Annotated in this window: 8 protein-coding genes; 2 read left to right on the plus strand and 6 right to left on the minus strand. The window is 71.7% G+C overall.

Going from position 1 to position 14660, the window contains the following annotated elements; translation table 11 throughout:
• Positions 1–285: 285 nt before the first annotated feature.
• A complete protein-coding gene (gene lon / locus AC08OU_RS13485) occupies positions 286–2865 on the minus strand; it encodes an endopeptidase La (RefSeq protein ID WP_476605038.1) in 2580 nt (859 codons plus the stop codon).
• A gap of 214 nt (positions 2866–3079) precedes the next feature.
• On the opposite strand from lon, the gene AC08OU_RS13490 reads away from it, so the two are divergent.
• Both AC08OU_RS13490 and AC08OU_RS13495 read left to right on the plus strand, forming a co-directional pair.
• Positions 3080–4048 (plus strand): pirin family protein, encoded by a 969-nt coding sequence (locus tag AC08OU_RS13490; RefSeq protein WP_462187056.1) that lies wholly within the window; start codon positions 3080–3082, stop codon positions 4046–4048.
• A gap of 258 nt (positions 4049–4306) precedes the next feature.
• The gene (locus AC08OU_RS13495) at positions 4307–5038 is read left to right on the plus strand and encodes a Crp/Fnr family transcriptional regulator (protein ID WP_476600431.1); all 732 of its coding nucleotides are present in this window, start codon (positions 4307–4309) and stop codon (positions 5036–5038) included.
• 421 nt (positions 5039–5459) lie between these two features.
• On the opposite strand, the gene AC08OU_RS13500 is transcribed toward AC08OU_RS13495, so the two are convergent.
• From AC08OU_RS13500 to AC08OU_RS13520, 5 genes are all read right to left on the minus strand, one after another.
• Positions 5460–5600 (minus strand): hypothetical protein, encoded by a 141-nt coding sequence (locus tag AC08OU_RS13500; protein WP_476600429.1) that lies wholly within the window; start codon positions 5598–5600, stop codon positions 5460–5462.
• Positions 5601–5828: 228 nt separating this feature from the next.
• Positions 5829–6974 carry a Nickel transporter NicT gene (gene nicT / locus AC08OU_RS13505; RefSeq protein ID WP_476600427.1) on the minus strand — a complete coding sequence of 382 codons (1146 nt, stop codon included), beginning with the start codon at positions 6972–6974 and terminating at the stop codon, positions 5829–5831.
• A gap of 79 nt (positions 6975–7053) precedes the next feature.
• Positions 7054–11790: an alpha-(1->3)-arabinofuranosyltransferase domain-containing protein gene (locus AC08OU_RS13510; RefSeq protein ID WP_476600425.1), complete on the minus strand. Its 4737-nt coding sequence runs from the start codon at positions 11788–11790 to the stop codon at positions 7054–7056.
• A 21-nt stretch (positions 11791–11811) separates the two neighbouring features.
• Positions 11812–13167, minus strand: coding sequence for a glycosyltransferase family 4 protein (locus AC08OU_RS13515; RefSeq protein ID WP_476600423.1), 1356 nt, complete (start codon positions 13165–13167; stop codon positions 11812–11814).
• Positions 13164–14516, minus strand: a complete 1353-nt coding sequence (locus tag AC08OU_RS13520; protein WP_476600422.1) for a hypothetical protein — start codon at positions 14514–14516, stop codon at positions 13164–13166. The genes AC08OU_RS13515 and AC08OU_RS13520 overlap by 4 nt, the downstream gene beginning before the upstream one ends.
• Between the last annotated feature and the right edge of the window lie 144 nt (positions 14517–14660).

Raw genomic sequence — 14660 nt, forward strand, 5'->3', positions numbered from 1 at the left:
GAAGACAAGCCTAGCGGGTGCGCCTGCGCCGGCCGGGTGGCCGGTTCGGCGGATGGGCGGGCCCGCGATTGTCCCGCGGTCGCTGGCGCACCCCTTGTCGACTGAGCCCCAGGATGCGCTGCTGTGCGATGCGCTCCTGCCGAAGACAGCGACCACGATCCACGCCCCGACCGTAGCCGCCATCTGCGTCTTCCGCGCCCCTCGTCACATGGTGTTTACCTCGTCCCCGGCGTGTCGCTGGCTCTCGCTCACCCTCTTCCCGGCCCCCGGTCGGCCTTCAGATCCTCAGGCGGCCAGCGGTGTGGAGGAGCGCCCGCCGTGGCCCGGCCGGTCGGCGCGCCCGGTGGCGAAGGCAGGCTCCAGGGCCAGGTCCAGCACCTCCCGGACGTCGGTCACCAGGTGGACGGTGAGCGCGTCGCGCACCGGCGCCGGGACGTCGTCCAGGTCCGGGCCGTTGCGCGCCGGCAGCAGCACCGTGGTGATGCCGGCGCGGTGCGCGGCGAGCAGCTTCTGCTTCACCCCGCCGATCGGCAGCACGCGCCCGGTCAGCGATACCTCGCCGGTCATCGCCACCTCCGCCCGGACCGGCCGGCCGGACAGCAGCGACGCCAGGGCCGTCGTCATCGTTACCCCGGCGCTCGGCCCGTCCTTTGGCACCGCACCCGCGGGGACGTGCACGTGGACACCGCGGTCGGCCAGATCCCCGACGGGAAGTTCCAGTTCCACCCCGTGCGAGCGCAGGTAGGACAGCGCGATCTGTGCCGACTCCTTCATCACGTCGCCGAGCTGCCCGGTCAGGATGATCCCGGCCCCGCCGGTCTCCGGGTCGGCCAGCGACGCCTCGACGAACAGGACGTCACCGCCGGCGCCGGTCACCGCCAGGCCCGTCGCCACGCCCGGGAGGGCGGTGCGCTCCGCCGACTCCGGGGTGTGCCGCGGCCGGCCGATGTAGCCGGGCAGGTCTCCAGCATCGATCGTCACCGGCAGGGTGGCCTCGCCGAGCGCCACCCGGGCGACGACCTTGCGCAGCAGCCGGGCGAGCGAGCGTTCCAGGTCACGCACGCCGGCCTCACGGGTGTACTCTCCGGCGAGCGCGTGCAGGACGTGGTCGCCGACCGTCACGTCGTCGACGGCGAGCCCGGCGCGGTCGAGCTGACGGCGCAGCAGATGCTCGCGGGCGATGACGACCTTCTCGTCCTCGGTGTAGCCGTCGAGCCGGATGAGCTCCATCCGGTCGAGCAGCGGCGCCGGGATCGCCTCCAGCACGTTCGCCGTGGCCAGGAACAGCACGTCGGACAGGTCGAGATCCACCTCCAGGTAATGGTCCCGGAAGGTGTGGTTCTGCTCGGGGTCGAGGACCTCCAGCAGCGCCGCCGTTGGGTCCCCCCGGTAGTCGGCGCCCAGCTTGTCGACCTCGTCGAGCAGCACCACCGGGTTCATCGAGCCCGCTTCGCGGATCGCCCGGACGATGCGGCCGGGCAGCGCGCCGACGTAGGTCCGCCGGTGACCGCGGATCTCCGCCTCGTCCCGCACGCCGCCGAGGGCGACCCGGACGAACGACCGGCCCATGGCCCGGGCGATCGATTCGCCGAGTGATGTCTTGCCGACCCCGGGCGGGCCGGCGAGTGCCAGCACGGCACCGCCGCGCCGGCCACCGACGACGCCGAGACCAGCATCGGCCCGGCGCTTGCGCACCGCCAGATGCTCGATGATGCGGTCCTTGACGTCGTCGAGCCCGGAGTGGTCGGCGTCGAGTACCGCGCGGGCCGCGGCGATGTCGTAGGAGTCCTCCGCCCGGACATTCCACGGCAGGTCGAGGATGGTGTCCAACCAGGTGCGGATCCAGCCGCCCTCCGGGGAGGAATCCGACGTCCGCTCCAGCTTGTCGACCTCCTTCAACGCCGCGGCGCGGGCCTTCTCCGGCAGGTCGGCGGCCTCGACGCGGGCCCGGTAGGCGGCCGGTTCGGAGCCGCCGTCGCCGCCCGCGCCGGAACCCGGACCGGAGCCGCCCAGCTCGGCCAGCTCCTTGCGAATGGCGTCGAGCTGGCGGCGCAGCAGGAACTCACGCTGCTGGCGGTCCATGCCCTCCTGGACGTCGCGGCGGATGGTCTCCGCGACGTCCAGTTCGGCCAGATGGTTCTTGGTCCACGCCAGCAGCCGTTCAAGCCTCGTGGCGACGTCCGCGGTGCCCAGCAGCTCGATCTTCTGCGCGGTGGTCAGGTAGGAGGCGTAGCCGGCGGTGTCGGCGAGCGCGGACGGATCGGTGATCGCCGCGACGGAGTCGACGACCTGCCAGGCGCCGCGCTGGCGCAGCAGGTCGGTGACCAGGGCGCGGTACTCCTTCGCCAGGTTCTCGACCTTCGCCGGATCCTCGCCGGTCCGCGCGGGGGCGGCGTCCGCCGGAGCGTCGAGAGTGCCGGACGGCGGCCCGGCCCCCTCGTTCACCACGGTGTCGCCCCACACGGCGTCGACCCAGGTGACGTCGCCGGGACCCGAGCGCACGCCGCCGACACGGGCCCGGGCGGTTCCGCGGACGATCGCGGCCGAGCCCCCTCGCGGCAACCGGCCGACCTGTTCGATCACCCCGACGGCGGCCACGTCGGCGAGCGTGCCGTCGGTCCTGGGAACCAGCAGCACCTCGGCGGGCCGGCCCGCCGGCTGACCGGAGATCCCCGGCGCCCGCGCGTCGGGAGCGCCGCGGGATCCGCCGGCACGGGCGGCTTCGACGGCGGCTCGGATCTCACCATCGGACATGTCGAGAGACACGATCATGCCCGTTAGCACGACGGCGTCGTCGAGCGGCAGGACGGGCAGCACCCGGATCTGTGGTATGTGGTCCACCTTCACGTGAAGAAGTTGAGTCACTTACACTGAAGTCCTTTTAGCTTACCGTTGTTCCCGGGATTGATCGCTGAGGGCGAACGCTTCTCGCTCGCGCCCTGATGATCAAAGAATTCGCGGGAAGGATCGAGGGTGGCCCGTGGTTGCGCGGGTTGGTAGTTGCATCTACAGGTAGAGGCGCCGGGATGAGCTGCTCGAGCAGGTCGACCGGCGATCGTGAGCCCGCCAGGAGGACGACATGCCTGCCGTCACCGCCGATACCGTCCGCCTGCCTCGGCTGGCTGAGCCCGCGCTCGGCAAGGTCGACCGTCCGGTGCGGAGGGTGACCACCGCGCCCACCGGGCTGGAGGGCGAGGGCTTCCCGGTGCGTCGGGCCTTCGCCGGAGTACGGCTCGCCGAGCTGGATCCGTTCATCCACATGGACGAGATGGGCGCCGTCGACTACGGGCCGGGCGAGCCCAAAGGAACCCCGTGGCATCCCCACCGCGGATTCGAGACCGTCACCTACATGATCGACGGAACCTTCCAGCACCAGGACTCGCACGGCGGCGGCGGACTGATCGCCGACGGCGCCACCCAGTGGATGACCGCCGGCGCGGGCATCCTCCACATCGAGACGCCGCCGGAGGAGCTTGTCGTCAGCGGCGGCCTGTTCCACGGTGTCCAGCTCTGGGTGAACCTCCCGGCGAAGGACAAGTTCTCCCCGCCGCGGTACCAGAACCTCGAGGGTGGCCAGGTCTCCCTGGTGTCCTCGCCGGACGGCGGTGCCCTGCTGCGGGTCATCGCCGGTGACGTCGGGGGCCACCGGGGCCCGGGTGCCACGCATACCCCGATCTCCGTCGTCCACGCGACGCTGACCCCCGGCGCGGCGGTGCACGTGCCGTGGAACCCCGAGTTCAACGCGCTCGCCTACGTCCTCGGTGGCCGTGGGACGGTGGGCCCGGACGCCACGGCGATCCGGGCCGGTCAGCTCGCGGTCCTCGGAACGGGGGATCTGCTCGGTGTCGCCGCGGACGACCGGCAGGACGCGTCCTCGCCGAACCTCGAGGTCCTGCTGCTGGGCGGTCGGCCGATCCGGGAACACGTCGAGGTGTACGGCCCGTTCGTCATGAACACCCGGGCCGAACTGCGCCAGGCCGTCGAGGACTATCAGGCCGGCCGGCTTGGGGTCATTCCGGCGAACGCACTGATGCCGCATCGCGTCTGAACCCGATGGCATTTCCGGGTTCCCGTGCGGACCTGAGGTGAAGGGCGTCCCGTCATCCGCCTGGCGCCCCGCACGATGCCCGCCCCCGCCTCGTACCAGCTCCGCCGCACCAGTTCCGCCGCATCCCCCGTCGTGCTTCCATATGCCACCGTGCGTGTTTCCGTAGGCCACGCCCGTGTCGGTCGAAAATATGGATCGTATGGTGGATAAGTGTTCGGCGCCGTCGACGGATCTCATGACGCGGGCGAGGGGCGGGGCATGTGGCAGGAAGCTGGATCGACGGGATCGGGACCCGACGGGGGGCCGCGGCCACGGCGGGCGGAATGGCCGGGGGCGAGTCTGCTCGGCCGCATGTCGCCGGAGTGCCGGGCGGAAATGCTGCAGATCGGCCTCTACCGGGAGTACGCGAGCGAGGAGATCGTGATGCGGGAGGGGGACACCACCAACTTCGTCGTCCTCCTGCTGAACGGATGGGTGAAGGTCACCGCGGCGACCGAGAACGGCGGCTTCGCGCTGCTGGCCATTCGCCACGGCGGTGACCTCGTCGGCGAGCTGGCGGGGGTGGATTCCGAGCCGCGTTCGGCGACGGTGACCGCCGCCGGGGCTGTGCTCGCGAAGGTGATCCTGGCCGAGGCGTTCGTCGCCTTCCTGCGCCGGCAGCCGGACGTGCACCAGATCGTGATCAGCACGATCGCGACGAAACTGCGCTCGGCGACCCGCCGTCGGGTCGAGTTCGGCGGGTGCCCGGTCGCGGTGCGGGTGGCACGGGTGATCCTCGAACTGGAGCGGGCGTATGGCGGTGCCGCCGGCGGTGGGCGATCGGTCGGGGTGTCCCTCACTCAGCCGGAGCTTGCCGCCCTGGTCGGCGCGGCCGAGCCGACAGTGCACAAGGTGCTGCGGGAACTGCGGCAGCGCAACGTCCTTGACACTGGTTATCGCACTGTCGTGATCCACGACATCGGGGCGTTGCGGCTTGCCGCAAACCCGTGAGAATACGGGGCGGTCGGTCCGCGTGACGCGGGACAGTGGCTGCTGTCCGGTTCTGGCCGCGGAGGTTGCCTGTGAGCGGAAGACCGCCCGGAATCCGGCGTATGTGTATTGCCCTGGACACCGACCGGACCGGCACCGCGCCGCCGGGTGTGTTGCGGCCGAGACGGTGGCAGCGTGACCTCGGTACGGTGGTGGACGAGGTGTGTGCGCTGGCCGAGATGGACCGGGCACACTGGATTTTCCGGCCGCCGGCGGCGGTGAGATCGCGATTCTTCCGCCGGGCATCGACGAGGGCCGGGTCGTCGCTGCCTTCGTCCGGGCGCTGCGCATCGTGCTGTTTCACCTGAACGACTCCCGGCCCGATTCGGAGTGGGTTCGGTTACGCGTCGCGATGCACCAGGGAATCATCCGCGTCGACGAGTCAGGCTTCTCGGGACGAGCGGTGGTGAAGGCATCGGAACTGCGTGACTGCGCCGCCCTCCGGGCCGAGTTCGCTCGATGTTCGGCGGCCGACCTGGCGCTCGCCGTCTCCGCCGAACTGTTCGACGATGTCGTCGAACATGACTATCCCGAGCTGCGTGGCCGTGATTTTCACCCGGTGCGGGTGGATCTCGCGTCGATAGGTCGAGCCGATGCCTGGTTCCTGCTCTCCCGATCGGTCGACGCGGCAACCATGCCCGGCGTGGCGACGGCCTCCGGCGCGGCCATGTCCCTCGTGCGGGCTGTTCCCGGGTTCGGGACGGCCGCCAGGCCCGTGCTGTCGGTGGTCCCCGAACCGGACGCCAGGCGGTCAGCCGGCGGGTTCGACCCGGCCTTCCTCGGGCAGGCCCGTCGCCCACCTCTCCTCAATACGGCCGTACTTCCAGACCAGCAGAGCGACGGCCCAGGTGGCGACGAACAGGCCGACAACGAAGTAGCCGACGACGTTGAGATCCAGACCCGCGACCCAGTCCCAGAACCCGCCGGTGAGATGTGCTTTCTCGGCGAGGATGCCGAGCAGTTCGACGCTGCCGATGAGGAACGCGACCGCGACGGACAGCCCGGTAATGGTGATGTTGTAGTAGACCTTGCGGACCGGTTGGGAAAAGGCCCAGCCATAGGCGAAGTTCATGAACGAGCCGTCGATGGTGTCGAGCAGGCTCATGCCGGCGGCGAACAGGATCGGTAGGACGAGGATGGCGTACCAGGGCAGGCCGGCCCCGGCGGCGCCGGCGGCGAGGAAGAGCAGGGCGACTTCGGTGGCGGTGTCGAAGCCGAGACCGAACAGCATGCCGAGCGGGTACATCTGCCAGGGTCGGGTGATCGCTCTGGTGAAACGGCCGAGGACGCGGTTCATCAGCCCGCGGGAGTTCAGCTGCTCCGCTAGGCTGGCCTCGTCGTACCCGCCGCGGCGCATGTCGCGGAAGACCCTGATGATGCCGAGGAGGATGACGAGGTTGAGTGCGGCGATGGTGTAGAGAAAGCCACCGGAGACGGCGGTACCGATCCAGGCGGTGACGTCGTGCAGGGTCGAGCCGTCGGCTTCGATCTGCCCGGCCAGGGAGCGGACGCCGACGCTGAACAGCAGCGCCAGGGCGAACACGACCGTGGAGTGGCCGAGGGAGAAGAAGAAGCCGACGGACAGTGGGCGCTGACCGTCGGTCATGAGTTTGCGGGTGGTGTTGTCGATCGCGGCGATGTGGTCGGCGTCGAAGGCGTGGCGCAGGCCGAGGGTGTAGGCGGTGACTCCGAGGCCGACCCCGAAGACCTGGCCGTCAGCGCCGAAGCGGTAGTGGTGCGGTGCGATGACTGCCGCGAGCGTCACCCAGCCGATCACGTGTAGCCCGACGATGACCGCGGCCATGCCGCCGACGCGCACCCACTCCCGGCGGTCGAGCGCCCCGCGGACCCCGGTGGGAAGGCCATCCCTCGGCATGGTGCCGGCCTGCGTGGCCATGGCAGGTCTCCCCTCGCGGTGCACCCGCCGACGTGGACGGGGGAGTTCTCGTGCGGCGGGCAGAAGAACGATAACCAGATCATGGATGCTTCTGCAACTTAGTTGCAGAAGCATCCATGATGCAGAGCTTTGCCGCCGCCGCGCGCCGTCGTTGCAGCTGGGCGACGAGCTGGTCGCTCGCCAGCAGCAGCACCGTGAGCCAGGAGATCGTCGCCACCTTCCCGAACGCGGCGACCCAGTCTCCGTCCGTCGGCAGCGCATGCCGGGCCTGCACCTGCAGCACGTACAAGGCGCTGACGCCCAGGCAGACCACCGGGCCGACGCGGGTCAGCAGACGGCCGCGGGGCACGAGCAGCGCCACGGCCGTCGCCAGGGCGACGATGACCCCCGCCACCGGGGAGACCAGCGCCGCCGAAAGCAGACCCATCCCCAACACGGCGAGCACGGTGGTGCGCGGGCTGGCACGCCCCGCCCGGTCGGACCACGGCTCGGCCGTCGGCAGATCCGGCTCGGGTGCCCGGGACGTTCGGGACGACCGCGTGGCCACGGTCGCGCGGGCTCGGCGGGTGTAGAAGATCACCAGCGCGAGGGAGAGCAGCACCGTCACCGCGGACAACACCAGGGAGAACCACACGATCCGTTGCGGGGCCCAGGTCAGCGTGACGGTGAACCCGGCGGCCGTCGGGGTGATCCGCCAGCCGTTCGCGTAGCCGTCCACCAGCCTGGGGGTACCCAGGTCGGCGCCGCCCACGGTCGCCTTCCAACCCGGGGAGAGGCTCTCCGCGAGCACCAGCCAGAACGGGGTACCGGGCCGCGCCCCCGTCACGTCGACGGTGAAGGAGGTGTCGCCGGCCGACTGGACCGTCACCCGTGGCGTGGCGGCCGACGTCGTGCCGGTGGTGCCCGTCGCGGCTGGTGGGGTCCCGGCAGGGGAGACGGCGGAGGCGGCGCCGGTCGCGTTCAGCCACGGGCCGCCGCCGGCGTCCGAGGCCAGCAGCAGGCGATCGAGATCGATGCCGGCGAGGGCCCCGTCGGTGGTCCGGATCACGTGCTCCCCCGGGCCGAGGGTGACCGGCTGGCCGCAGGTGGCGACGGTCAACCCGAGCCGGTTGACCGCGTCGGCGGTGCCCCCGGTGACCTGCACCCCCACCGGCTGACCGTCGATGCTCAGCAGGTCGGTCCGGCAGGGCGCGGGGATCTGGGCCGGCAACAGCCCCGTCCTGGTGCTCCCTGCCGTGCCTGTCGTGCCCGCCGCGGGCTGACCGGTACCCGCGGCGCCGGCCGCGAGGCCGGGCATCCCGATCTCGGCGAGGCCCACCGGCATCGCCAGCGGCGAGCGGCTGATGGGGTCGATGCTGGTGACGGTCCGGGCGTCGTCGACGACGAACTTCCACGTGCCACCGGTAACGGCCGGGAAGGTGAGGGCCACCTCGCGGGTGCCCCCGCGCGCCGAGGTGTCGGTGACCGGAGGCACGGCCACCGCGCCGACCCGCTGGCCGTCGACCTCGATCCCGATGCGGGTCGGGATCGAGTGCCGACCGTCGGCGACGATCGACATCGTCATCGACGAGACCGTCAACGGGGTCGGCGAGGCGACCTGGATCCAGCTGCCCCGCGGGTTGCCGATGCCCGGGCTCCACGCGGTGGCCGGGTTTCCGTCGAAGGCGCTCGACGCCCGCGCCGCGAGCGATCCCGGCAGCCGGCCGGAGGAGGTCACCACCGGGAGGGCGGCCGGGCGGCCCAGCACCTGGTCGACGCGGTCGTCGGGGGAATAGGCGGAGACGCGGGCGGTGCCGGTGAGCGCGAAGGTCCGGGCCGTCGGCAGGGAGAACGACCGGCTGATGACCGACTCGGTGTCCTGCTTGAACGGTTCCGACGGGTTGGCCCGGTCCCGGGACAGCTCCAGCGCCAGCCGGTGGCCGAGGGAGGCGGCGCCGGCGGCGTCGAGGCTGTCGCTCGGCATCCGCAGCACCTCCTCGGCCGTCAGCGGTGCCCCGTTCGCTCCGGGGATGGCGACCTCGGCAAACCCGACCGCGGAGACGGTGTCGTAGCTGCGCTGCCGGCCGGTGTTCGTCGCGTCGATGTGGATGCGCAACGTCCGGAAGGCCCGGGTGGGGAAGCGCACGACCTGCCCGGCGGCGGTGCGGGAGGCGTCGGTGAGCGCGACGGTCACCGGGGAGCCGCCGTCGAAGGTCAGCGTCGCCCGAGTGATCCACCGGTTGCGCGGCCCGGTCAGCGGCTGGACGAGGCGGATCTGGTCCGTCGCCGTCGGCTCGGCCAGCGTGGTCTGCCAGGCCTCCCCGGCCGGGTCGGTGAAGGCGCCGACCCGCCACGCGGTGCCCGGGTCGCCGTCGATCGCGCGGACCGGTCGGTCGGACGCCCCGTAGGAGAAGCTGTTCCCGTAGCTGGTGGCGGTCACCTCAGCGATCTTCGCCGGGGATCCCGGGGCGTGCAGGGCGGCGGTGGTCTCGCTGGTCACGTTCTGGTCGGGGAACATCGGCAGCCGGTTGTCGTTCGGGTCCTTCGCCAGCGGCCTGACCCCGGGTTGCTCGACGTAGCCGAAGTTCTCCCGGATGCCCGTCCACCGTTCGGCGCGCCGCCGGTTGGTGTCGGTGATGAGCAGGTCCGCACCGTCGTCGAGGGCCTGGCGCATCGCGGCGGGATCGGTGGCGAGTGCCGGGGCGTAGAGGATCGCCCGCCCGTCGGCGATCGGCTCGGCGAGCAGGCCGGAGGCCGCCGCGTCTACCAGCGCCTCCCCGTTGCCGCTGACGAGCAGGGGCCGCGCGGTGGTGGCGGTGCGCACGATCGGCTGCGCGCCGCTGACCGGGAAGACGGCCAGCGCCGGCGGATCGGGCACCGACGGGTCGGTGCCGAGGGTGACCTCGTCGGTGAACGGGATACCGGGATCCTCGGCGACCGGCGGTCCGAAGGTCTGCGGTACGCCCAGCCCGTCCGGTCTGGTCGAGGTGAACAGGTTCCAGGTGGCCCGGGGGCGCGGGGTCCGGTACCGCTCGTAGGCGAGGTTGCTGCGCAGCACCACGTCGCCGACGCCCATCAGCCGGGCGAGATTCGGCAGGGCGGAGGTTTCGAACACCCTCTCCTGCAACCGGCGGTCCAGCGAGCGGACCAGGTCGACGCTGCCCGCCTCGCCGTAGGGGATGAGTTCCCGCACGACCAGCGGACGGTCCATCAGCCCCTCGGTGACCGGGTCGAGGGTGCTTCCCCAGCGGTAGTGGGAGAAGTCGGCACCGGGAAGCTCCAGCACCCGCGTGCCGTTGTTCCCAAGCGTCCCGTTGTTCCTAGTGTCCAGGGCGCGCGCGAGTTCGGTCTCGTAGGCGGGGACGTGCTCGGGGCGTTCGAGTAACGGCTCGACGAACTCGCCGCGGAACAGCGGTGACATGTCGAGGGCCAGCAACAGCAGGACCACCCCGGTGGCGAGCGGCGGGACCAGCCGCCGGCGCCGGCCCGACCGGACCGGCCGCCCACCCGGGGCACCTGGGGCACCTGGGGCAGCCGTAGCAGCCGTAGCGGTCGGACCGGCCGCCGCGTACCGCTCCCAGAGCGCGGCGAGCCCGCCCGCGAGCAGCACCGACATGCCCAGCGCGACCAGGGGGACCGCCCGGGGCAGCGAACGCAGCGCGAGACCGGCCGTCGATCCCTCGGCGAAGTCCTTGAACAGCCGTCCCCAGGGCGAGGGATCGTCGTACGGGTAGACGCCGACGGCGATCGTGGTGCCCAGCAGGATCAGCGCGACGAAGTAGCCGCGCTGGCCCCAGCGGATGGCCGAGGCACCGATCAGGGCGAGGATGGGTATGGCGAAGCTGACCGCGGTCAGCCAGATGCTCTGGGTGTAGTGGGTGGCCGGCCCGATCCACGGACCGAGCGCGTCCTGCCCGTAGAAGAACCAGTTGCCCAGGCCCCGCAGCACCTCAGAGGCCTGCGAGCTGCTGGCGACCGTCTCGATTGTCTCGGTGAAGGCGAGGACGTTGAGGCCGTAACCGGCCTGGGTGTAGAGCCCCGCGATCCACCATGCCGACGTGACGAGGACGACCAGCACCGCACGGGTGCACATACTCACGGCGGCGCCGAGCCGGACTTCGCGGGTACCCCAGACGGCGAACGGTATCCACAGCAGTGGGGCGGACAGAATGAAGATCAGGCTGGAGGCGTTGATGCTGCCGATCGTCGTGACCACGAGGGCGAAGGCGGCGGGGAAGCGCCAGCCGGCCCGGCCGGACTCCGCCTCGCGCAACCCGCGCACGGTGATGCCGATCAACCAGCCCAGTCCGGCGTAGGGCAGCAGGATCGCCGAGATCCGCGCCTCGTACTCCAGGATGTAGGGCGAGAGCATGTAGCCGAACGCGGCGACGAACGCGAAGCGGTCGGGCCAGCGGAACGAGCGGAGCAAGAACAGCACGCCGGTGCCGGCGCCGAACAGGATGGAGCCCGTCCACAGCCGCTGCGCGACCCAGTCGGGCAGGCCGACGAGATCCAGCAGCCAGTAGAAGGCGCCCTGCGGGAACAGGTAGCCGATGTTCTGATGGGTGACGGTGCCCATGCCGATGCCGGGGTCCCACATGGAGACCGCCCGGCGCAGCATCCGGCTCGGATCGAGGTAGAGGTACGCCTTGGTGTCGGCGCCGATCTTTCCTGGTGCCGTCGCCAGCAGCGGCAGATACGCCACGGCGGCCAGCACCAGGGTCGGCCAGGATGGCGGCCGCCGCCGGATCGTCGCCGAGGCCGGACCGGACTCGGTGCGACCGGACTCGGTGCGACCGGAGGGGGCCGGACCGGACGGCGACGTGGTCACGGTCACCGGATCACCGGATTACCGCAGTCACCGGTGCGGCCCAACCAGGTCCGCGGCCCGGGCCGCGGTGGAGCGGCGGCCCTGATGCCGGGCCGCCTCCCGGGCGAGTGCCGCGAACGTCGAGCGAGCCGTCTGCGCCCAGGTGAAGGTCGCCGCATGCGCCAGCGCCCCGGCGGACAGCCGGGCGCGCAGATCGTGATCGGTCAGCACGCCGGCCAGTGTCTTGCCCAGGTCGGCCGGATCCTCCACCAACACGCCGGTCTCGCCGTTGACGACCGCGTCGGTGTGTCCGGCGATCTTCGTCGCGACCGACGGCGTGCCGCAGGCAGCGGCCTCGGTGATCGTCATGCCCCAGCCTTCACGGGCCGAGGCCGAGGTCAGCACCCAGGCGCGCCGATACAGCGCCAGCAGGGCGTCGTCGTCGACCCGCCCGACGAGGTGCAGCCAGCCGCCGGCTCCGGCAGCGGAGATCCGCTTCTCTAGCTCCACCCGCTCGTAGCCCTCGCCGACGATGACCGCCTCCATCGCCGGATGTTCATCGTGGGCGCGGACGAGCCCGTCGATGAGGACGTCGAACCGTTTCACCGGCACCAGACGCCCGACAGCGAGGACGAGCGGATGCGGCGAGCGATCGCCTGCGGGGGAGAACGACGGGTCGATGCCCGGCGGCACGACCGAGATGTTGCGCGGCGGCAGGCCGAGCAGTTCGATGATCTCGTGCCGGGACGACGGGGACAGCGTCAGGATGCGCGTACGCCGGTACAGCAGTGGAGCGATCTTGAATTCGACGGTCTCGCCGATCCTGGCCAGCTTCGGGGACAACACCATCCGCCACATCTCGGCATGCACGTGGTGCAGGAACACCACCCGGGGGCAGCGGGCCCAGACCGGGGAAAAGAACGGCATCCCGTTCCAGATCTCGACCAGACCGTCCCAGGGCCCGCCGCGGCCCAGCGCGCCGGACACCGCTGTGCGCGGGAAGACCGAGTACCGGCCCGCCTTGCGGACCACCGTGTAGCCGTTGCGGTGGACGGACTCCGGATGGCCGGACGCCACGGCCGTGCGCAGGCTCACGTCGATGCCGGCCTGCGCCCACAGCTCCGCGACCTTGTCGGCGTGCAGCTCCGACCCGCCCGACTCGGGGTCGTCGAGATCACGCCAGGCCAGCATGTGCACGCGGCGCAGTCCCGAAGTCTCGACCAGCTCGGCGAGGGAGAGTCGGCGCGGCCCGGCCTCGATCCTGGGCGCTCCCACCTGCGCGGCCAGGAGGCCCGGCGGGACCGGGACGGCCGGCGGGACCGGGACGGCCGGCGGCACGACGAGGCCATCGGGGGTCGGCGGGATCGTCGCGCCGGGGCCGCGACGATTGCTCGCGGCGCTCATGCCCGAGCCGTCCGGCGGGCGGCGGCGAGCACCGACAGGCCGGTGACGATGGCCAGCACGGCCTGGCAGGCGAGGTTGGCGCGGGCGGTGCTCGTCGGTGATCCGTCCGCCCACAGCATGAGGGGGACGGCCGCGGCGGCGGCCAGCCCCAGGGCCAGCAGTACGCCACGCTCGCCGAGAGCGAGCAGGTAGTGGGTGAACAGCACGGTAGCTCCGAGACAGGTCATCGCTGCGGCCAAGGGGAGAAGCGCGCCGGAGGCATCGGTGAAGCGAGAGCCGAAGGCCAGGGAGAGAAGTGTGTCGGGTGCGAGGAGAGCGGCGGAGAGCAGCCCCAGTGCGGGTACGAGGAGTATCGCTAGCGTTGCTCCGAGTTGATGGAGGGCGTGCTGCCCGAGATGTCGTCGATCGGCGGCCTCCGGCAGCAGGAAGCCGGCCAGTACGACCGCCGCCAGTACGAGTACCTTGCTGGCCACCGAGACGGCCGCGTAGGAGCCCGACTGGTCGGGGGCGAGCCGGCCCTGCATAAGGACGTCGATGTTCTGCAGGAGGCCGAGCATCGCCAGCGCGACGAGAGCGGCGCCGACCTCGATGGCCAGCCGGGCCGTGGGCGCCGCGGGCGAGCCCGGCTCGGGCGACATTCCTACGACCGCGTCCGGGTGGCGGCGCAGCGTGGACCGCGTGTGGGCGAGGGCGGCCAGCACACCGAGCAGGACGCCGATCGCCGCGCCGGTCTCGTCCAGACCGGCGAGCACCAACCCGATCGTGAACACCGTCTTCACTGCGGCGTCGACGAGCAGGTTGGCGGCCAGCGCCGGATAGAGCCGGCCGCACTGCAGCAGCCCCCGGTCGACGCAGAGCAGACACCAGGCGGCACCGGCGGTCACGATCTCGGCGACGCCGCCGGGACCGGGCAGCGACAGCTCGTGGGCCACGAAGCCCCGAGCGGCTACCGCGAGCACGGCGACGACCAGCACGAGCGCGACCCCGACCCGGCGGACCCGGCGGACCCACTGCGCCACCAGGTCCAACTGCCCGCTGTGCTGCCAGGTGGTGATCCGCCGGACCACCCCCACGAGCAGGGCGCTGCCCGGCATGGACACGATGAAGAAGATTGCGATCAGTTGGGCGACCGCGCCGTAGGACCGGGTACTCATCGCGCGCGCGATGATCAGCGTGACGCCCATGTTGGCGAGGTTGGCGAGCTGGCCGGCCAGCGCCAGCGGGATGGCGCCGCGCACCGCCCCCCGCAGCCGGGTGCCCCGGGTCTGTTTTAGGCGTTTACGCAGCGTCCAGCCGTCGGTCGCGATCGCGGCCGACGCGCCGCCCAGTTGGGCGGTATTGCGCTTCATGCGGAGTCCTCCCCGACGACATACGCAGGGGTACTCCCCACCCCGCGCAACGGAATGCCCGCGTGGGGCCGGTTCACCCGCGCCGGGGTGGTCGGCCGCCTGGTACGCCCGGGAACGGTGCTCAACGGATTGTCAGTGCCTTGT

Source organism: Frankia sp. CcMO1 (genome assembly GCF_977945845.1).

Bases quoted from the DNA above. Each gene is read 5' to 3' on its own strand.
- AC08OU_RS13495 (WP_476600431.1), top strand. From the start codon at position 4,307: ATGTGGCAGGAAGCTGGATCGACGGGATCGGGACCCGACGGGGGGCCG.
- AC08OU_RS13500 (WP_476600429.1), bottom strand. From the start codon at position 5,600: ATGTTCGACGACATCGTCGAACAGTTCGGCGGAGACGGCGAGCGCCAG.
- AC08OU_RS13490 (WP_462187056.1), top strand. From the start codon at position 3,080: ATGCCTGCCGTCACCGCCGATACCGTCCGCCTGCCTCGGCTGGCTGAG.
- AC08OU_RS13515 (WP_476600423.1), bottom strand. From the start codon at position 13,167: ATGAGCGCCGCGAGCAATCGTCGCGGCCCCGGCGCGACGATCCCGCCG.
- AC08OU_RS13520 (WP_476600422.1), bottom strand. From the start codon at position 14,516: ATGAAGCGCAATACCGCCCAACTGGGCGGCGCGTCGGCCGCGATCGCG.
- nicT (WP_476600427.1), bottom strand. From the start codon at position 6,974: ATGGCCACGCAGGCCGGCACCATGCCGAGGGATGGCCTTCCCACCGGG.